This window comes from Actinocorallia sp. A-T 12471, from assembly GCF_033875155.1.
Lineage (GTDB): Bacteria > Actinomycetota > Actinomycetes > Streptosporangiales > Streptosporangiaceae > Actinocorallia.
The window spans coordinates 101,681-119,412 of the sequence record NZ_JAWZTE010000004.1 but is presented as its reverse complement, the minus strand read 5'-3'; the positions used below and the strand labels follow the sequence as shown (position 1 = coordinate 119,412).

Here is a 17,732-nt window from a genome sequence, read left to right as displayed (position 1 = left end):
ATCTCCTGATTCTTAGGGTTGCCGCGTGGAGGGAAGGGCTCGGTGACGCGCGTCGCGTCCGGGCACCGCGGCGAGCAGCTCGGCGGTGTAGGGGTGCGCGGGACGGCTCAGCACGGCGTCGGCGTCGCCGAGTTCGACAAGCCGTCCGTGCCGCATCACCCCGATCCGGTCGGCGACGCGCCGCACGACGGCGAGGTCGTGCGAGATGAAAAGGCAGGTGAGGCCGAGCCGCGCCTTGAGGTCGGCGAGCAGGTCGAGGATCTGGGCCTGGACCGTCGCGTCGAGCGCCGACACGGGCTCGTCGCACACCAGCAGGCCGGGGCCCGGCGCGAGCGCGCGGGCGATCGCGACGCGCTGCCGCTGCCCGCCCGACAGCTCGGCGGGCCTGCGCCGCAGCAGCTCGGCCGGCAGCGCGACGAGTTCGGCGAGCTCGCCGACGCGGGCGCGGCGCGTCGCCCGGTCGCCGATCCCGAACGACACGAGCGGGTCGGCGATGATCCGCGCGACGGTCATGCGCGGGTTCAGCGAGGCGTAGGGGTTCTGGTAGACGACCTGGATATCTCTGCGTAGCGTGCGCAGTTCGCCGCCGCGCAGGGCGGTGACGTCCCTGCCCTCGAAGAACACACGTCCGGCGGTCGGCTCGGTGAGCCGCAGCAGCATCCGCGCGACCGTCGACTTGCCCGACCCCGACTCGCCGACCAGCGCGACGGTCTCGCCGCGCGCCAGGGTGAGGTCGACGCCGTCGACCGCGCGCAGCGTGCCGCCGCGATGAAGCCGGAAGTCCTTGGTGAGGCCGTCGAGCCGGGCGTGTTCCTCCGCGCTCTCGCGCCGGGCGACGCGGGCGCGGGGCCCGTCGAGGCCGGGTGCCGCGGCGACGAGTTCCCGGGTCCTCGGGTGCCGCGGCGCGGCGACGATCCGGCGCGCGGGCCCCTCCTCCACGACGCGGCCCCCCGCCATGACGACGATCCGGTCGGCCCGCTCGACGGCGACCCCGAGATCGTGGGTGACCAGCAGCAGCCCGGTGCCGGTCCGCGCGCCAAGGTCGGCGAGATGGTCGAGGATCCGGCGCTGCACGATGACGTCGAGCGCGCTGGTCGGCTCGTCGGCGATGAGCAGGTCGGGCCCCGCGGCGATCGCGATCGCGATGAGGACGCGCTGGCGCAGCCCCCCGGACAGCTCGTGCGGGTACTGCGCGGCCCGCCGCCCGGGATCGGGGACGCCCGCGCGGGCCAGCAGCTCGACGGCGGCGTCGCGGGCGGCGGCCCGGCTCGGACGCTTGCCGAGCAAGCCGTGCGCGGTCAGGGCCTCGGCGACCTGCGCGCCGATCCGGTGCACCGGGTTGAGCGAGGTCGCCGGGTCCTGCGGCACGAACCCGATGCGCCGTCCGCGCAGCGCGCCGAGCCGTCGTTCGCCGGTGATGTCGTGGCCGTCGAAGCTGATCCGGCCGCCGGTCACCCTTGCGTCGGGGGGCAGCAGGCCGAGGACGGCGTGCGCGGTCGTCGACTTGCCGGACCCCGACTCGCCGACCAGCGCGACGGTCTCGCCGCGCCCCACCGTCAGGCCGACCCCGTGGACGGCGTCGGCGGCCGCGCGCCGGTACCGCACGGTCAGGTCGTCGATCCGGAGCAGGGGCTGGTTCATCGGAGGCCGCCTTCCAGCGCGCGGGAGACCCGGTTGGCGGCGACGACCGTCACGACGACCGCGAGGCCGGGGAACGTGGTGAGCCACCAGGCCGTGCGCAGCGCGTCCCTGCCCTCGGAGACCAGCGCGCCCCACTCGGGGTGGGGCGGCTGGACGCCGTAGCCGAGGAAGCTGAGCGCGGAGACGGCGAGGATCGCGCCCGCGAAGTCGAGCGCGGCCAGGGCGCGGACCGGGCCGAGCGAGTTGGGCAGCACATGTCGCAGCAGCACCCTGGGCAGCCGTGCGCCGCCCGCCCGCGCGGCCTCCACGAAGGGCTCCTCGCGGACCCGCAGCACCTCGGCGCGGGTGATCCGCGCGAAGGCGGCGATCCCGGTGACGCCGACCGCGACGGCGACGTTGCGGGTGCCGGGACCGAGCACCGCGATCAGCGCGAGGGACAGCAGCAGGCCGGGGATCGACAGCAGCATGTCCATCAGCCGCATGATCAGGGCGTCGGCGGGGCCGCGCAGGAATCCGGCGAGCAGGCCGAAGACGCCGCCCGCGACGAGCCCGACGAGCGTCGCGAGCGCCGCGGCGGTGAGCGAGGCCCCCGCGCCGTGCACGACCCTGGCGAACAGGTCCCTGCCGAGCTGGTCGGTGCCGAGCGGGTGGGCGGGGGACGGGCCGCTCAGCCGTTCCGCCGGGGCCACCGCGAGCGGGTCGAGCGCGGTGAACCAGGACGGGAGCAGCGCCGCGGCCCCGACGAGCGTCAGCCAGACCAGCGCCAGCGCCGGTCCCGGCCGGAGGCGCGGGGGCATAGCAATCCAATCCGATAGGAAAAGTGGGGAATCTCGCCGGGCTCCGCCCTCGGTTTGGGGGAGACGGTGTTGCCGCAATGATGTGGCGCATCGGGGTGACACGTCAACTCAAACTTTCGGGGGCCGCTCCCAGAAGACCCGGGTTCGTCCCCCCGTGACGGCTAGTTCAGCCCGATCCGCAACCGCTCCGCGCCCCCGGCGACCTCGCCCGACACCGCGTCAGCCTTCTCCCGCCGACCGGAGTTTGAGCCTGCCCGGCGCTTCGTACCACGGGTTGGTCCCGAGCGGTCGTGGCTCATGACGGTTCTCGGTGATCGACCGAAAGGCGCGCGCGGCCTCGGCGGACGTGGGCCCCGGCCCGGTCCCACGCGGCGTGTTCAACAACACCGAGGTCTCGGTGGTGAGGATCTTGAAGCTGACGTAGTGGGGATGGGAGTCGTAGTCCCATCCGAGCCGTTCATCGGCGGAAATACACCGCCGCAGCGTCTTGAACGCTTGACGGACGGCGCCGAGTATCTCGATCTGCACGGGATCGAGGCGGCGCTCCGCGACGAGTTTGGCGAGCAGCGCCTCGACGGCTCCCTCGGTCGAGACGGCCCGCTCCAGACACTTCCAGACGGGATCCTCGGCCTGGTCGCGCAGCTTGTGGCCGTCACGCCCCTTCAGGATGTTCCAGAGTTTCCAGACCGCGACGAACTCGCCGTAAAGCTGCTGGAATTCCTGAGCCGCCGCGAGGTCCATCTCGCGGGCCTTCTTGACGCTGTCCCAATGGTCGGTGACCCGGGTCGTGACGAACCAGCCACTTCCCAACGTGGCCGCCACGGTCAGGAGAGGAATCAAGATCGACGAGACGAATGACATTCCGGCTCCCTACGCGAATGCTCCTCACGCACGCGGGTGCCAGTGAACCAGCCGGGCGACGTCGAATCGCGCCTTTTCGGCAAATCGCGTCCCGTCGGGCACACTCGCCGGAAGCTGTGCCCGATCCGGGGGGTGGGGGGCTTTGAGGTGGCGCGGCGGCTGCGGGAGGGGGAAGTGATGTTCCGGTTGTTTTTCTTACGCGACGCCGGCCGACCGCTCAAGGTCGATCTCGCTGGACGACCTCGCGACGATCCGCCTGCTCTTCAGCAGGCTCGGTGAGGCGTTCCCCGAACTCGACTCCGACGAACTCCGGCTCCTCGCGGCCACCGCCGACGGCGTCGAGCAGGTTCTCCCCCCGGCCCCAGACCCGGGGCCGAACCTCCCCGGCCTCGCCGCGCTGCGAACGCACGTCGGGAAGGGGCCGTTCACGGTCTCCGGTGCCGACGGCGCCTCCTGGCGCGTGCGGGTGGTCGGTCCCGAGCGGGGCGAGGCCCTCCTCGTCGTGGCGTCGTCGCTGGCGCGGCTCGACGCCGGGGCGGCCAGGCTCGCAGGCGCGGATGCGGGAGGCGCTCGAGGCGTGCCGCGACAAGATGCCGCAGCAGAACAGTGAGCTGGAGAAGCTCAGCAACCCCGACGCCGCGACCAAGGCCAAGATGGTCGTGTTCGCCCAGTGCATGCGTGACGAGGGCCAGGACTTCGCCGACACCGGCACCGACGCGGCCGCCGCGCCGACCGGCCCGCCCGCCACCGCGCCGATCGAGCGACGGACCCTGACCGAGACCGAGGCGGTCTCCGGCGCGCTGGCCTCCACGCTCGTCATCGGCGCGCTGGCGGGCCTCTATCCGGCACTCCGCGCCGCCCGCCTGGCCCCGACCGAAGCGGCGTCCTCCCCCTGAGCCCTCGGGTTGGCGGCGCGGTTTATTCGTGGAGCGGGAGCAGGGGGATCGGGTGGTGCGGGGCGGTTCCGGGAGGGATCGCGGCGAGGGCGTCGGCGAGGGCTGCGCCGTTGAGGAAGGCCGGACGGTCTCCGCCCAGCGGCCGGACCGCGGGCCCGTCCCAGACGACGGGGACGAGGCGTGTGCGGCCCGCGGGGACCGGTACCGGGGTCGACAGCGGGGCGTAAGGCAGGCGCGGGAGGGGGCGGCCGGAGAGGCCGGCGAGGAGCGGGCCGAGCAGGGTGTGCGCGGCGACCAGCGCGGCGAAGGGGTTGCCCGGGAGGCCGACGACGTGGGCGCCGTCGGGCAGGCGGGCCAGGAGCTGCGGGTGTCCGGGGCGGCAGGCCACCGCGTCGACGATCCAGTGGGCGTCGCGTGCGGTGAGGAGGCGGCGGAGGCCGTCCGTGACGCCGACCGAGGTCGACCCGGTCACGACGAACACGTCAGCGCGCGCGGACAGGGCGTCGGCGAGCGCGTTCTCGGGGCGGTCGGGGACGTGGACGAGTTCGTCAAGCCCGCCGCCCAGGTTCTCGATCAGGGACGGGAGCAGCGGGCTAAGGGCGTCGCGGATTCGGCCGGGCCCCGGCATGCCGTGCCCGACGAGCTCGTCGCCGGTGACGACCGCACGCACCCTCGGCAGCCGGCGCACCGGGAGCGCGTCGTACCCGCACGCCGCGGCGAGGCCGAGGAGCGCGGGCCCGACCGGCGTTCCTGCGGGAGCCAGGCACGCGCCCGCCGACGCGTCCTCACCCGCGCGACGGATGTGCTTTCCCTCGGGAAGCGCGGGACCCGTCACCCGGCCTCCGACGAGCACGGCCGCCTCGACCGGAAGCACCGCCCCCGCCCCCGGCGGAACGACCGACCCGGTCGAAATCTCCACCGCGCACCCCGACTCAAGCCGCGCACCGGCCCAGGGAAGACCCGGCCGCGCACACCCGCTGACGACCCACGGACCTGACCCGGAGACGGCGAACCCGTCCATCGCCGCGGTGTCGAACGCGGGCAGCGCCGTCGCACAGACGAGATCCGCCGCAAGCCCCCGCCCCGCCGCCCGCCCAAGCTCAAGAACCTCCACAGCCAGGGGGTCGGCCGCCGCATGCGCCAACTCCCGCGCCCGCCCCCACACCACATCCCGCCGCGTCCCCGGTTCGACAGTCATGCCCATACCCACACCGTCCCACCCCCACATTTCCCCCACACATCAACGCCCTCACCCCAGCACCCCCACCCCCGTGAGCCGCCCCCACCCCGGAGTCAAGGACTAGTCGTTTGGAGGTTGGGAGAGACAGCCGGACAGCACCTGACCTGTGCTGATGCCCGAGCGGATTCACAGCAGATCAAGCAGAAGGCGGGGGAGACGGCGGGCGTTGGCTTCCCTCTGCGGCTTCCCCGCCCTCCTCTGGCTTGCACTAGGTCTGCAAGACTCGGAGTTGCTCCCGCATGGTCTTGACTTCGGGAACATCCTTCCAAGGAAGCGAAAGCTTCGAGATCTCGGACAGGCGTTCGTCCAAGCGCGCCGACGAGACTAGTGGAGCGACACGAGCGAGCGGCATCATGAGTTCCGCGGCCAGGAGGGGCTGAGACGCGTTGAGGGCGGCTTGGACTCGGCGCGCCATGATATATGCCCCAAGCCAGGGGGACTCGGAAGAGACTCCCTTGACAGCCTCTCCGAGCGCGTCTTGCGCGGCTTTCCAACTGCCCTGTTTGTAGAGCAGGAGACCGACGTTGGCGGTCAAACTCGCATGCTGCGAGTCAGGAAGATCCGCGACGATCTCCCGCGCTCTGTCCAGAGCGATAGAGGCGTGCCGCTTCTCATTGAGCAGGCCAAGACCGCCACCAAGATTCATCCAAGCATCCGCTTCTTGAGCGGGAGAGATCTCCGGAACCGTCAGCGCCTGGCGCGCGTAGTGCTCGTTTCGTCTCCCATCACCCTGGTACCCGTGGACCGTTGCGAGAACGCAAAGAGCGGTAACGCGCCCACCGTGATCCCCGGCCGCCTGCGCGTAAGAGGCGGACAACTGGCCCGCTTGCTGCGCGAGTGGGAAATTCCGGGCATCATAATGAACAAGCGCGACCTCTCGGGCGAGTGACGATGCGGCCGTGAGAAGCCGGGTGTCTTTGCTGTCGGTAACGATGCTTTGCACACGGCGCAGATGTTTGGCCGCATCCTGGAGAGCAGTGATGCCGCCTGACCCGTGCAAGGACCCCCGGACTCTCTCGGAGAGTAGGCCCACGTATTCGGAGTCGCGGTAAGGATTGCCGTTCGCGCTGGGCACAAGAGTCACGCTCGCCATGCCGGCGAGGAATCCGCGTCGCTTCACCTCAGCCCCTTCCGTTTTGCGTCTTATGGCCACTTCGTAGCCCACCCGTCCCAAGAGCGCGATGGCATTGCCGACTGAAGTGTCGCGCTGCCCCTTGACCACTCTGGACACCCACGTGGTCAGCACTCCCATCTCTCTCGCTAGGCGCGCCTGGCTCCATCCTTCTTCCTTCATGATCATTTTGAGCGCGTCGGGAAGGGTCTGAGCTTCCATGAGGCGAGACTAACCCCGGAGGATGCCCGATGCCTAGCGCCTATTTCCTCAGAGGAGACGCGCAGTTCCGTCCCCCTTGGTCGGCCATCAGGATCAGTCTCGATCGCCGCGCATCCCTCCAGAGATCACCAAGGCGGGCCCAATGGCACCCAAATACGCCCAGAGAGTACAAGAGCCGCAAAGAGCCGCAACCGGTAGTTGCGGTCTTCCGCTTACCCGTTCCGAGTGCGAGGTCACCCTCACGACCCTTGCCGCGCCCGACGTAGCCGCGACCGTGCGGAGCCTGTTGCGCTTGCGCACACCCCGGTGGCGTCTCAGCGCGGCCGTGGCCGACGACGCCATGCTTTGCGCAGTCGAATTGGTCGCGAATGCCTGTGCGGCCACTCCGGACCGGCATATCACTTTCCGTGCCTTCTTCAACCCCGCCGAAGGCACGCTTTGGGTGGGGGTATGGGACGCCGACCCGCACATGCCGGTCGCACAACCCTCAGAATTTTCCCTGGCGGACATCGACGCGCTTCCGCAAGATCACGAGTTCGGCGGCTGGGGATTGCCGCTGGTGATGTCCCTCGCGATGGACCACGGCGTGGAAAAGACAAAAACCGGCAAATGGGTCTACGCGGTTTTCAAGGGATCATCCCACTCCCGCTAGGCACAAATCTGCCCCCTGCAGAAAGGATTCGGATGAAAGATGACGTCGGCCCGGATTGGATGGATGACGGCTTCTACTTCATTCGTCCCGCCGCAAAGACTTTGGGCGTCGGCGCGCAGAGTCTTCGCGATTGGTGTCATCACGGGCTGATCCGGCACCACAAGGGGAGCACCAACAGGATCGTTGTGTGCGCCGCCGATATCGACGCTATACGCGCCGAAGTGATCCAATCCAATCAGTTGGTGAAGATCGAGATCGTCCGGCGTCTTCACGCCATGGGAAGGATCGGCTTTTCCCGGGGAACGGCTAGGGATCTTTTCCCGGGGAACCTGATTCCGCGCGATGTTGCTTTTGGGCTGATTCAGGAGGCCATGCGGGAGGCGCTCATTGGGCGCGGAATGCTCAAGGGGTCGGTCGACGTCATCGTCGGAAATGCGGTGTCGAAGCTCGAATTCCTTCTCGATACCCATCTTTCGTCGGACGATAACGGTACCTGAGGTCAGATCGAATAAGGAAGGTGTGTGTGTATGTCTGTTTCTGTGGTGAATTTGGCTCGGTGGGGGGTTGTGCCGTACATCACGGTGTGGTCGTCGGAGGAGACCTTGCCGGTCGCGGTGGTGGTGCGTGGTAAGGGGATTGGTTATGTCGATGAGAGGGCGGGGGATCGTGATGCGGCGGGGGTGTTGTGGACGCGGGTGGGGTTCAGTCCGGGGGTGGGGGTGCCGCAGTTCGCGAACGTGCACTTTCTGCGGCAGCGGCGTGCGATGCGGGGGTTGCTGTGCCAGGTGTGCGGGAGGCGCTGTGGGAGAAGCGCGCTGTGGATGCTGTCGCGGAAGGAGTATGAGAGTGCTGAAGGGCCGTGGCCTGCGCCTGTCATGACGGCGCATCCGCCCGTGTGTCCGGGGTGTGTGGAGCGGTCGGCGCGGTTGTGTCCGCATCTGCGTGACGGTCATGTCGTGCTGCGGCCGCGCCGCGTCGCACCGGCCGCGTTCTCGGGGATGCTTTACCGGCCGACCCCCGCCGGTCTGGTGGCCAGTGCCACCAGCGTCGCCCACGACGACCCGCGCGTCCGCTGGCTGCGGGCGGCCCAGGTTCACGTGACGTTGGAGAAATACGACGTCATCGGACTCGGCAGCATGCTCATCACCACAGGTGCATAAGGATCAGGCGCCTATCCGGCTTCCCCGTCTTTCGGGTGAACGGGGTCTGGACGGGGTGGTCGGTGGCGGTGCCGATGTGTACGAGAATCGGAGGGATTTGCGGGGCGGGCGGACGGAGGAGGGCTTGTGCGGGTTGGTGCGGTTGTTGTGGTCCTGACGCTCTTGGGTGCTTCGGGGGCGGCGGCGACGCCGACGCCGACGCCGTCGGGGTGGCGGCTGGAGCGGACGTTCGGGGCGCGGACGTGGGACGGGGCGGACGCCGTGCTTGTGGTGGCGTCGGATGATGTGTGGGTGTTCCGGAGTTGGGCGCGGGATTTTGAGGTGCGGATACCGGTCGCCTACCACTGGGACGGGGTGAGGTGGACCAAGGTGCCCCTGCCGAAGGGCCTGAAAGGCGGGGTCAACCGCGCGGTGGCCCGGTCGTCGGACGACGTCTGGGCGACGGTCAGCGGGGATCAGGAGGTCAGGGGTGACGCCGCAGTCCTGCACTGGGACGGCGCACACTGGACGGTGGCGAAAAAGACCAAGGCGTTGGGTCTGGAAGATGTGACGTTGGTCGGCAAGCGCGGTCTCATGGCCGTCGAACGCGACTCGGGGGAGTCGTTCGTCTGGCGGTTCGACGGACGGAAGTGGGCGAGGACGCGGAACGAGAGGGTCTGGTGGCTCGGTGGGTCGTCGGCCAACGATGTGTGGTCGGTCGCGCTGGATGGAGGTGTCTACCGGTACGTCAAGGGCAGGTGGAAGCGGCAGAAGCTCGGCAAGGCGGTGCCCGCGCACACGAGTTGCGCGGGTGGGCGGTATCCGTGCGCCGACGTGTCCTGGGGAGGTGTCGTGCCGGCGTCGCGGACGCGCACGTGGGTGTTCGGGTACCTGAGCGCCGAGGCGAAGGAGAGTGAGACGGTCGAGACCGGTCTCCTGCTCCGTCGTGACGGCGATACCTGGAAGCGCCTGCCCGTCCCCCGTAACTGGATACCCCAGCGGGCCGCCACTGACGGCAAGGGCGGCCTTTGGCTGGCGGGTCGGCAGCTCGATCAACCCGTTGTGGAGAACGCCTCGTACAAGACGGTCACCTGGCATGTGACCGCGGACGGGGTATGGCAGGGACTTCCCGCGCTCACCGCGCCCGAAGGGCCCGGCTTCCTTTACGCGCTGGCGAGGATTCCCGGAACGCGGAGCATGATCGGGGTCGGGAGCATCCGGCTGTCCGACCCTCCCGATCCTGAGGAGAGCCCCGCCAAAGCGGCCATCTGGCGGCTCGATCCCTGACCGCGCCGCACGTCTGACTCGTATCGACCTTGACCGGAGGAATCGCTGTGAAAGTGCACCATCTGAACTGCGGGAGTATGCGGGTGCCCGGCTCGCCGTTGGTGTGTCATGTGATGGTCGTGGAGACCGATGCCGGGCTTGTGCTCGTGGACACGGGGTTCGGGCTGGCGGACATCGCGGATCCGAGGGGGCGGCTCGGGGCGTTCCGGCATGTGATCCGGCCGGTGCTGGCGGCCGAGGAGACCGCGGCGCGGCAGATCGAGCGGCTGGGGTTCGCGCGGTCGGACGTGCGGCACATCGTCGCCACGCATTTCGACCTCGACCACATCGGCGGGCTCGCGGACTTTCCCGAGGCGCTGGTGCATGTGACGGCGGCCGAGGCGCGCGGGGCCGTCCACGCGCCGTCCTTCCGGGAGCGGGTGCGCTACAACAGCCGCCAGTGGGCGCACGGGCCACGGCTCGTCGAGCACACGCCGGACGGTGAGGCGTGGCGCGGGTTCGCGGCGGCCAAGGAGCTCACCGAGATCTCGGCGGGCATCGCGCTCGTCGCCCTGCCGGGCCACACCCGCGGCCATGCCGCCGTGGCCGTCGACGCGGGGGACCGCTGGATTCTGCACGCCGGTGACGCCTTCTACCACCCGGGGACGCTGACCGGATCGCGCGTGCCCACGGTCCTGAAGGTCCAGGACCGCCTGGTGAACTTCGACTACGGCCTGCTGAAGACGAACCAGGCCCGCCTCGCCGAGCTGCACCGCAGGGGCGACCCGGATCTCCTCGTCGTCTGCGCCCACGACCCCGGTCTCCTCCAGGCCGCGCGGCAGGGGGGCTGACGGCGCGTCGCGCTTTCGGTATGGCCCCGGGACGTCGGGGCGGAAGGCGGGCATACTCGGGAGCATGGGCGGTGGAACTGAGCATGTTGGGTCGGAGGGGCGGCGGGAGGGGCAGCAGGAGTCGGTCGTCACGGTTCTGGTGGCGGTGGCCGCGAATCTGGGGATCGCGGTGGCCAAGGGCGTCGCGGGGGTCGTCAGCGGGTCGAGCGCGATGCTGTCGGAGGCCGCGCATTCGGTCGCGGACACGGTCACCGAACTGATGCTGTTGACGGCGTTGCGGCGGAGCGCGAAACCGGCGGACGAGGGGCATCCGCTCGGGTACGGGGCGGCCCGGTATGTGTGGGCGCTGCTCGCGTCGGTGGCGACGTTCGTGGGCGGCGCGGTCTTCGCGGTCTATGACGGGGTGCACACGCTGGCGGTGAGGGAGGAACTGGGCGATCCGACGCTTTCCTATGTGGTGTTGGCGGTCGCGTTCCTGTTGGAGGGGTTCAGCCTGCGGACCGGGGTCCGGCAGATGCGCGGGGAGGCGCGGAGGGCCCGGACGACGCTGCGGCACTACCTGCGGCACACGGCCGACACGACGGTGAAGGCAGTGGTGATGGAGGACTCGGCGGCGCTGGTCGGCCTCGTGCTCGCCGCCGTCGGCCTCGCCCTCTCCCATGTGACGGGTTCGCCGGTGTTCGACGGGGTCGCCTCGCTCCTCATCGGCGTGCTGCTCGTGTACGTCGCGTGGGTGCTCGGCAGGTCCAACGTCGAGCTCCTGATCGGACGCCCGCTGCCCGTCTCCGTGCGCGACGCCGTCCGGGCGGAGCTGCTCGCGGTCGAGGAGATCCAGGACGTCCTCGAGCTCACCACGCTGATGCAGGGCCCGGACGAGGCGCTGGCCGCCGCGAAGGTCGACTTCAGCGATGTGGCGACCGCCGCGCAGATCGAATGGGCGTGCGAGCGGGCCGAGGCCCGGCTGCGCGAGCGGTTCCCGCAGATCAGACGGGTCTATCTCGACCCGACGCCGGGGGCCGCCCAGCGCCGTCGCCGGGGCCTCGACCCCTGGGACGACGCGGGCGGCGCGTAAGCGAGCGCGGCTCAGCGCGGCAGGCCCGCAAGGAACGCCCGGACGGCGGGCAGCACCTTCAGCCCCTCGTGGGCGACGCCGGGGACGACGTCAACAAAGGGTTTCCCGCCGAGGTCGTCCAGCGCGCGGGCGAGGGCGTTGATGCGGTCGTGTCTTGTGCTGCCGTTACCGTCGGATTCAACGATGGCAAGCTCGGCCGATCCGTCGTCGTCGGAGCCGATGACGAGCTGGGTGGGCACCCGCGCGACGAGCTCGGGCGCCCAGTCGACGCCGAACCGGCCGGGCAGGTCGCCCACCCCACGCCACCACCCGACTGACGGGTCAGGCAGCGTGACCCGCCCCGGCGCCCCGATCGACACGGCCGAAAGCCGCGACGGATGCAGGAACAGGAACCGGTGCGCGAACTGCCCGCCACCGGAGAAACCGTGCAGCGCGAACCGTGCGACGTCGATGTTCCACCGCTCGGCGACGTCGTCGAGGATCGCGAACAGCACATGGTCGAACCGCGTCCCCGCGTAGTCGATGAACTTGTAGTTGTGCAGGTCGTCCGGGTCGCCGATGCCCGCGGGGAACAGCGGCGCGAGGACGGCCCAGCCGTTCTCCTCGGCGAAGCCGGTGAGGTGGTCGAGCGGCGCGTCGGTGCGCCGCCGGGTGCCGTGCATGAGGACGAGCAGCGGCATCGGCGGCCCGTCGTCGCGGTACCCGGACGGGATCTGCAGCGTGTACGAGAAGCGCTGGTCGGCGCGGCAGGCGAAGGACGGCGTCCGGCCGGTGACGAAGGCGCGTCCGGGATGGTCGAGCGGGATCGCCGACGCGGGCAGCAGGGGCGGCAGTGAGGTCATCGTTCCAGCTCCGGAAGGGTCAGCGCCATCAGCGGCCCGTACTGCTGCCCGGCGTATGTGTCGGAGTCCCCGCGCGCCCCCTGGACCACGGGACGCGGCAGCGACACCTTGATCGCCAACGCCGCGGGCACCGCCGTGACGGCGACGTCCCCTTCGGCCACATGGAACAGTGACGCGAACAGTCCGGGATGGAGCGCCCCCGTCGCGCACAGCGCGGCGAAGGTGAACTCGTCCTTGGCCATGAAGTCGAACGTCAGCGTGAACGGCCCGGCGTTCTTGGAGCGCACGAGCGCGCAGTAGTCGAGAAGGGTTGCCATGGTCTGCCTCTCAGACGTTCTCGACGGACGAACGGAACAGCTCGGTGGGCGTGATCCCGGTGGCGACGTGGTTCAGCGTGAACTCGTAGACGGGTCCCCGGTCGGTCTCCGGAGGGGAGAACGGGTAGGCGATCGTGGTGACGAGCCCGTCGTACTCCGGCATCGGCAGGTGCGAGGCGGCGTGCGCGACGAACGTGGCGACGGCGCGCGCGGTCTCCTGGGCGGGCGCGGTGACGGTGATCAGGACGCCGAGTTCGTCGGGGTCGAGCTTGTCGGGTTCGTGCGCGCCGAGGACCGCGCCCGCGCCGTAGAGCCGGAAGTCGATGTCGACGTCGGCGGGGTCGACCCGGCCGTCGAACACGTCGTGGATCTTGGCGGCGAAGTACCCCTGGGCCAGCTCGATCAGCTCGGGCAGCCGCCGGATGACGACCCTGTCGCGCACCCCGCCCACGATCACCGTCTGGTAGCCCGCGAGCCGCGCCCCCTCGAGCTTGACGGTGTACTCGGCCGCGCGCTCGAACCGAGCCCCCCGGACCCGGACGGTCTGCTCGTCCACCGACTCATACGACGCGTCGGTGGTGTCCAGCACCCCCGACGGCTCGATCACCCGGAACGGGTCGGCGTTCTCATAAAGCGTGTGCGCCGCGACGGAACGCGCGGTCAGCCGGGCCCCGGGGTGCAGGACAGTCACGTCGAAGTGGTCGTCGCGCACTGTCGCGAGCAGCCCGTTCGCCGACGGCGGCACCGCGCAGGCCGCGCCGCACTCGATCGTCTTGGCGGCGTGCCAGGTCAGCCCCGGGTCCGCGCCGCGCAGGTGGGGGAGCGCGGCGAACAGGGCGGTGTCGCTGGCGCGTCCGGCGACGATCACGTCGCAGCCGTCCTCGAGCAGTTCCCCGAGGGGCTCGACGCCCATCATCCCGACGACGTGGCTGCTGGAGAAGGTCTCCCGGGTGACGGCCGGGGCGTGCGGGAGCGCCCGGATGCGGCCTTCGTCCCACAGCCGGGTGAGCCGCTCGGCGGGCTGGTCGGCGTACGCGAGCCCGAGCCTGACGCGCTGCCCGTCGGCCCGGCACAGCTTGCGGACCAGCGCGGCGAGGTGGTCGACGGCGTCGTCGCGCCCGCTCGTCCCCGCCGAGCCGATCACCAGCGGGACGCCGAGCGCGGCGCGGGCGCGCAGCAGGTGCCGCAGGTCACGGATGACCGCGGCGTCGGAGAGCTTGGGGCGGCCCGAGCCGAGCGCGGACGGGCCGCTGTCGGTGGAGCCCGCGTCGCACGCGATCACGTGCGGGCGCAGGGCCTCCCCTCGGTCGAAGCCTGCCGTGTCGAATCCCGCGCCGAGTGCGCCGGTGGGCGCGAGGAGGCGGAGTTCCATCAGATTCCTTCCTTGAGGACGGGGGTGTGGCGGCGCTGGTGGGCGGTGAGGCCGAGCGCGGCCACGACGGCGAGCGAGGCGAGCAGCCCGACGTCGAGGAGCATGAGGTCCCAGCCGGTGACGTCGACCATCGCGCCGACGATCGCGGGGCCGAGGAACGCGCCGGCGCTCGCGCCGATCGTGTAGATCCCGGCGTAGGTGCCGACGAGCCCGTCGGACGGCGCGAGGCTCCACAGCAGGACGACCGCGTTGACGGCGAATCCGGCGTATCCGATCGCGCCGACGGACATCGCGACCATGGTCAGCGTCGCGTCGCCCGCGAAGGTGCCGACGACCATCGAGACGACGAACAGCGCCATCCCGCCGGTGATCACCCTGACGTGGCCGTGCCGTCTGGCCAGCAGCGCGACGGGGTAGGCGGCGGCGAGGAAGACGAGCCCGGCCGGCAGGGTGAGGCCGCCCGCCTCGCCGCGGGTCAGGCCGAGGGTCTCCATGCCGTAGGCGGTGATGTGCGCCCGCGAGGCGGCCCAGGCCCCGGCGAACAGGAAGATGATCACGATGAGCAGGACCCTGCTGCGGTCGCGGTCGGCGAAGATGTCGCGGACCGTCTCCACGACGGTCGGGTGCCGTTCGGTCTCGGCGCGTGCCGCGTCGGCGGCGAGGGCGGCCGTGTAGCCGGGCGACTCGCTGTCGCGGACGGTCAGGCCGAGCACGACGGTCGAGGCGAGCATCAGCGCCGCGGGGACGGCGAAGGCGAGCGCGGGGTGGTCGTCGACGATGAACACGCTGATGAGCGCCGAGACGATCACCGTCAGCCCGATGGCGATCTTGACGACGGCGCTCGCCTCGCTGCGCCGGCCGGGTGAGATGTAGTCGGGCATCAGCGCCTCGGCCACCGGCTTGAAGGTGTTGCCGACGAGCGCGAAGCAGAAGACCGCGGAGATCAGCAGCGGCAGCGTCGGCGCGTGCGGGATGAGCACGAACAGCAGGGCGGCGAGGGGCATCCCGACGAGCAGGAACGGCATCCGGCGGCCGCGCCGGGTGCGGGTGCGGTCGGACAGGTTGCCGATCCACGGCTGGATGAACAGGCCGAGGAAGTTGTCCATGCCCATGATCAGCCCGATCAGCGCGGCGCTGGCGATGTGCTCCTTGAGCAGGGGCGGGACCTGGGCGTCGAAGAAGTTCCAGGCCGATTCCTGGGCGAAGACGGCGAGCGCGACGAGGAACACGATCCGGGCGCCGTGCGGGCCGGTGCGCTCCTGTCCGTGCCGTTGCTCCTTCGGCATGTGGACTCCTGAGGGGTGTGGGGTGGGGTGAGCGGCATCACCGTACTTTGCTATAGCAAAATCGGCAAGGGTTGCAAAAACTCCTTCCGGTGGCATGTCGTAGGGTGAGATCTTGTGTCGACCACCCCAAGCGAGGCCCAGACCGCCTCGACCCTCGCCGAGCGGACCTACCACGCGGTGCGCGGGCTCATCGGCAGCGGTGAGCTCGCCCCCGGCGTCAAGGTCACCGAACGCGGGCTCGCCGAACTGATGGGCGTCAGCGCGACGCCGGTCAGGGAGGCTATCCGCAGGCTCGAACTGGACGGCCTGATCGAGCGGCTCGGCCCCCGGACCCTCGTCGTCGCGCGGCTCTACCCCGACTCGGTGCGTGAACTCGCCGAGGTGGAGGCCGCGTTGCGCGGCCTGGCCGCGCGGTTCGCCGCGCGGCACGCGACCGCCGCCGACCTCGACGCGCTCGACGCGCTCCTCGACGAGGCCGACGACCTGGTGATCCTCATCCAGCGGCGCAGACAGGAGGGCGAGCCCGTCACCCGGTATGTCGAGCGCATCCTTGACGTGCTCGCCCGCTTCAACGACGGGGTCAACGCCGCAGCCCGCAACCCCGTCCTGGTCCGGCTGCTCGCCCAGACCCGGTCGTTCAGCCCCGGCGAACAGCGCGAGCTGACCACCCGCGCCGCCGAGGCCGACCCCGACTTCGCCGCCGACCGCTACACCGGCCACCGCGCCCTGGTCCGCGCGCTGCGCGCGGGCGACGCCCCCGAAGCCGAACGCATCGCCACGGCCCACACCGCCCAAGCCCTCCTAGACCTCCGCCACCCCAACCCCTGACCCCACCCACTACCCGAAGCACCGCCGAGACCGGGCCGGGAGCAGCGCCGCGCCGTCGTGGCCGGGGTTGGGGAGCGCGCCGCGCCACGTCGCGCCGCCGAGGCGAGCGCTCCGCGCTGCCGCGCGATCATGCGGCATCGCCGGGCCAGGCCGGGAGGAACGCGTCGCGTCGCCGGGGCCGGGGTCGGGAGGAGCGCTCCGCGTTGTCGGGGCGGTCAGTGGGGGAAGGTGGCGGTGGTGGAGAAGACGCCGTTCTGCTGGGTTGTGGTGAGGGTGCCGCCCTGGGGGGTGAGGCGGTCGCGGAGGGTGGCGAGGCCGCTGAGGGCGGGTGTGTGGTCGGTGCGGACGCCGTCGTTGGTGACGGAGATGCCGGTTTCGGTGAGCGTGATCCAGACGTGGGTGGCGTCGGCGTGGCGGAGGATGTTGGTCGTCGTCTCGCGGAGGACCTGGCCGAGTGGTTCGCTCGCGCGGGGCGCGACCTCGCCCTCGCGGGTGACCTCGACGCGGATGCCCGCCGCCTCGAAGAGGTTCTTGGCGTTCTCCAGTTCGGCCGACAGGTTGAGCCGCCGCTGGGCGTGCGCGAGGTCCCTGGTCTGCGCGATGGTCGCGCCGACGAGCGCGTTGACCTCGTCGAGCTCGGCCTCGGCGCGGGCGACGTCGGCGCGCAGCAGCCGTCTGGCGAGGACGACCTTGAGCTTCACCACGTGCAGGGTGTGGCCCTGGATGTCGTGCAGGTCCCCGGCGAAGCGCACCCGCTCGCGCATGACGGCAACCTCGGCCTCGCGCTCCCGCGCCTTCTCCAGCTCCCCGACCAGGTCGTGGATCGCGTAGGCGAGCACCATGAGCACCACGCCACCCACCGCGACGCACAGGGAGACCACGACATACCGGACGAGGACCTCGATCGCGCTCTCGTCCGACACCATGAGCCGCACCGCGATCACCGCGCCGGTGAACGCCGCGATCCCCGCGACGAGGGCCTTCCGGTGGCCCTTCAGCTCGAAGTAGGCGATCGTCGCCATGATCGCGAAGCCATAGGTCGTGGTCGGGGTGCTCGCCGCGAGCACGCCGACCACCCACGCGGCCCCGGTGACGAGCAGGCCGACGAGGTCGAGCCGCGAGTAACGTCCCGCGTTCCACCGGTTGACGACGAGAAGCGTGACCACGAGGCTCCCGCCGAGCAGCAGCCCTTCGCGCCAGTCGTCGGCCTCGGACGCCGCGAGCAGCGCGCCGACCGCGGCGATCGAGCCGGACACGATGCCCCGGTTGAGCCGGCGCAGATCGCGCTGCGTCTCCTCGGTCCGCCCCTCGCCGTACTGGGATGTCATCTCCGCCCCCT

19 protein-coding genes are annotated in these 17,732 nt (G+C 70.8%); 8 read left to right on the top strand and 11 right to left on the bottom strand.

Features of this window, described 5'->3' with window-relative positions:
- Positions 1 to 12: 12 nt before the first annotated feature.
- The 4 genes from R9X44_RS12890 to R9X44_RS12875 all read right to left on the bottom strand — a co-directional run bounded on the left by R9X44_RS12890 (position 13) and on the right by R9X44_RS12875 (position 3,888).
- Positions 13 to 1,641, bottom strand: coding sequence for an ABC transporter ATP-binding protein (locus R9X44_RS12890; protein ID WP_319814336.1), 1,629 nt, complete (start codon positions 1,639 to 1,641; stop codon positions 13 to 15).
- Positions 1,638 to 2,438 (bottom strand): ABC transporter permease, encoded by an 801-nt coding sequence (locus R9X44_RS12885; protein ID WP_319814335.1) that lies wholly within the window; start codon positions 2,436 to 2,438, stop codon positions 1,638 to 1,640. Before R9X44_RS12885 ends, R9X44_RS12890 begins: the two co-directional genes overlap by 4 nt.
- A 219-nt stretch (positions 2,439 to 2,657) precedes the next feature.
- Complete coding sequence (locus R9X44_RS12880; RefSeq protein WP_319814334.1) at positions 2,658 to 3,299, bottom strand: hypothetical protein; 642 nt, start codon at positions 3,297 to 3,299, stop codon at positions 2,658 to 2,660.
- A 217-nt stretch (positions 3,300 to 3,516) separates the two neighbouring features.
- Complete coding sequence (locus tag R9X44_RS12875) at positions 3,517 to 3,888, bottom strand: hypothetical protein (RefSeq protein ID WP_319814333.1); 372 nt, start codon at positions 3,886 to 3,888, stop codon at positions 3,517 to 3,519.
- Between the two features lies 1 nt (position 3,889).
- Here R9X44_RS12875 and R9X44_RS12870 point away from each other — a divergent pair, with 1 nt between their 5' ends.
- Positions 3,890 to 4,195 (top strand): hypothetical protein, encoded by a 306-nt coding sequence (locus tag R9X44_RS12870; protein ID WP_319814332.1) that lies wholly within the window; start codon positions 3,890 to 3,892, stop codon positions 4,193 to 4,195.
- A gap of 22 nt (positions 4,196 to 4,217) precedes the next feature.
- Here R9X44_RS12870 and R9X44_RS12865 read toward each other — a convergent pair whose 3' ends face one another.
- A complete protein-coding gene (locus R9X44_RS12865; RefSeq protein ID WP_319814331.1) occupies positions 4,218 to 5,393 on the bottom strand; it encodes a molybdopterin molybdotransferase MoeA in 1,176 nt (391 codons plus the stop codon).
- 250 nt (positions 5,394 to 5,643) lie between these two features.
- On the bottom strand, positions 5,644 to 6,768 hold the full coding sequence (locus R9X44_RS12860) for a helix-turn-helix transcriptional regulator (RefSeq protein WP_319814330.1): 1,125 nt from the start codon (positions 6,766 to 6,768) through the stop codon (positions 5,644 to 5,646).
- Positions 6,769 to 6,910: 142 nt separating this feature from the next.
- Here R9X44_RS12860 and R9X44_RS35750 point away from each other — a divergent pair, with 142 nt between their 5' ends.
- The 6 genes from R9X44_RS35750 (at position 6,911) to R9X44_RS12830 (ending at position 11,748) form a co-directional block, all read left to right on the top strand.
- Complete coding sequence (locus tag R9X44_RS35750) at positions 6,911 to 7,420, top strand: ATP-binding protein (protein WP_413774942.1); 510 nt, start codon at positions 6,911 to 6,913, stop codon at positions 7,418 to 7,420.
- Between the two features lie 32 nt (positions 7,421 to 7,452).
- Entirely contained in the window at positions 7,453 to 7,917 is a 465-nt protein-coding gene (locus tag R9X44_RS12850; protein ID WP_319814328.1) for a hypothetical protein, read from the top strand.
- Positions 7,918 to 7,947: 30 nt separating this feature from the next.
- Positions 7,948 to 8,580: a hypothetical protein gene (locus R9X44_RS12845; protein WP_319814327.1), complete on the top strand. Its 633-nt coding sequence runs from the start codon at positions 7,948 to 7,950 to the stop codon at positions 8,578 to 8,580.
- A 126-nt stretch (positions 8,581 to 8,706) separates the two neighbouring features.
- Positions 8,707 to 9,846: a hypothetical protein gene (locus R9X44_RS12840; protein ID WP_319814326.1), complete on the top strand. Its 1,140-nt coding sequence runs from the start codon at positions 8,707 to 8,709 to the stop codon at positions 9,844 to 9,846.
- Between the two features lie 47 nt (positions 9,847 to 9,893).
- Positions 9,894 to 10,676 (top strand): MBL fold metallo-hydrolase, encoded by a 783-nt coding sequence (locus tag R9X44_RS12835; RefSeq protein ID WP_319814325.1) that lies wholly within the window; start codon positions 9,894 to 9,896, stop codon positions 10,674 to 10,676.
- 64 nt (positions 10,677 to 10,740) lie between these two features.
- Entirely contained in the window at positions 10,741 to 11,748 is a 1,008-nt protein-coding gene (locus R9X44_RS12830) for a cation diffusion facilitator family transporter (RefSeq protein ID WP_319814324.1), read from the top strand.
- An 11-nt stretch (positions 11,749 to 11,759) separates the two neighbouring features.
- Here the strand turns inward: R9X44_RS12830 and R9X44_RS12825 are convergent, their stop codons facing one another.
- Genes R9X44_RS12825 through R9X44_RS12810 form a run of 4 tightly spaced genes read right to left on the bottom strand, consistent with a single transcriptional unit; the run spans position 11,760 to position 15,565 of the window.
- Positions 11,760 to 12,590: a PHB depolymerase family esterase gene (locus R9X44_RS12825; RefSeq protein ID WP_319814323.1), complete on the bottom strand. Its 831-nt coding sequence runs from the start codon at positions 12,588 to 12,590 to the stop codon at positions 11,760 to 11,762.
- Entirely contained in the window at positions 12,587 to 12,907 is a 321-nt protein-coding gene (locus tag R9X44_RS12820) for a DUF4387 domain-containing protein (protein WP_319814322.1), read from the bottom strand. Before R9X44_RS12820 ends, R9X44_RS12825 begins: the two co-directional genes overlap by 4 nt.
- Before the next feature lie 10 nt (positions 12,908 to 12,917).
- On the bottom strand, positions 12,918 to 14,279 hold the full coding sequence (locus R9X44_RS12815; RefSeq protein WP_319814321.1) for an acyclic terpene utilization AtuA family protein: 1,362 nt from the start codon (positions 14,277 to 14,279) through the stop codon (positions 12,918 to 12,920).
- The gene (locus tag R9X44_RS12810) at positions 14,279 to 15,565 is read right to left on the bottom strand and encodes an MFS transporter (protein ID WP_319814320.1); all 1,287 of its coding nucleotides are present in this window, start codon (positions 15,563 to 15,565) and stop codon (positions 14,279 to 14,281) included. Before R9X44_RS12810 ends, R9X44_RS12815 begins: the two co-directional genes overlap by 1 nt.
- Positions 15,566 to 15,679: 114 nt before the next feature.
- Here R9X44_RS12810 and R9X44_RS12805 point away from each other — a divergent pair, with 114 nt between their 5' ends.
- Positions 15,680 to 16,393 (top strand): GntR family transcriptional regulator, encoded by a 714-nt coding sequence (locus R9X44_RS12805; RefSeq protein WP_319814319.1) that lies wholly within the window; start codon positions 15,680 to 15,682, stop codon positions 16,391 to 16,393.
- 215 nt (positions 16,394 to 16,608) lie between these two features.
- On the opposite strand, the gene R9X44_RS12800 is transcribed toward R9X44_RS12805, so the two are convergent.
- The gene (locus tag R9X44_RS12800; protein ID WP_319814318.1) at positions 16,609 to 17,721 is read right to left on the bottom strand and encodes a sensor histidine kinase; all 1,113 of its coding nucleotides are present in this window, start codon (positions 17,719 to 17,721) and stop codon (positions 16,609 to 16,611) included.
- Positions 17,722 to 17,732 lie beyond the last annotated feature (11 nt).

What these genes read in the sequence shown, in the direction of transcription:
- R9X44_RS12890 (WP_319814336.1), bottom strand. Translation starts at nt 1,641, where the DNA reads ATGAACCAGCCCCTGCTCCGGATCGACGACCTGACCGTGCGGTACCGG.
- R9X44_RS12830 (WP_319814324.1), top strand. Translation starts at nt 10,741, where the DNA reads ATGGGCGGTGGAACTGAGCATGTTGGGTCGGAGGGGCGGCGGGAGGGG.
- R9X44_RS35750 (WP_413774942.1), top strand. Translation starts at nt 6,911, where the DNA reads ATGGCACCCAAATACGCCCAGAGAGTACAAGAGCCGCAAAGAGCCGCA.
- R9X44_RS12865 (WP_319814331.1), bottom strand. Translation starts at nt 5,393, where the DNA reads ATGACTGTCGAACCGGGGACGCGGCGGGATGTGGTGTGGGGGCGGGCG.
- R9X44_RS12825 (WP_319814323.1), bottom strand. Translation starts at nt 12,590, where the DNA reads ATGACCTCACTGCCGCCCCTGCTGCCCGCGTCGGCGATCCCGCTCGAC.
- R9X44_RS12860 (WP_319814330.1), bottom strand. Translation starts at nt 6,768, where the DNA reads ATGGAAGCTCAGACCCTTCCCGACGCGCTCAAAATGATCATGAAGGAA.
- R9X44_RS12810 (WP_319814320.1), bottom strand. Translation starts at nt 15,565, where the DNA reads ATGCCGAAGGAGCAACGGCACGGACAGGAGCGCACCGGCCCGCACGGC.
- R9X44_RS12800 (WP_319814318.1), bottom strand. Translation starts at nt 17,721, where the DNA reads ATGACATCCCAGTACGGCGAGGGGCGGACCGAGGAGACGCAGCGCGAT.
- R9X44_RS12845 (WP_319814327.1), top strand. Translation starts at nt 7,948, where the DNA reads ATGTCTGTTTCTGTGGTGAATTTGGCTCGGTGGGGGGTTGTGCCGTAC.
- R9X44_RS12815 (WP_319814321.1), bottom strand. Translation starts at nt 14,279, where the DNA reads ATGGAACTCCGCCTCCTCGCGCCCACCGGCGCACTCGGCGCGGGATTC.
- R9X44_RS12880 (WP_319814334.1), bottom strand. Translation starts at nt 3,299, where the DNA reads ATGTCATTCGTCTCGTCGATCTTGATTCCTCTCCTGACCGTGGCGGCC.
- R9X44_RS12885 (WP_319814335.1), bottom strand. Translation starts at nt 2,438, where the DNA reads ATGCCCCCGCGCCTCCGGCCGGGACCGGCGCTGGCGCTGGTCTGGCTG.
- R9X44_RS12820 (WP_319814322.1), bottom strand. Translation starts at nt 12,907, where the DNA reads ATGGCAACCCTTCTCGACTACTGCGCGCTCGTGCGCTCCAAGAACGCC.
- R9X44_RS12850 (WP_319814328.1), top strand. Translation starts at nt 7,453, where the DNA reads ATGAAAGATGACGTCGGCCCGGATTGGATGGATGACGGCTTCTACTTC.
- R9X44_RS12870 (WP_319814332.1), top strand. Translation starts at nt 3,890, where the DNA reads ATGCCGCAGCAGAACAGTGAGCTGGAGAAGCTCAGCAACCCCGACGCC.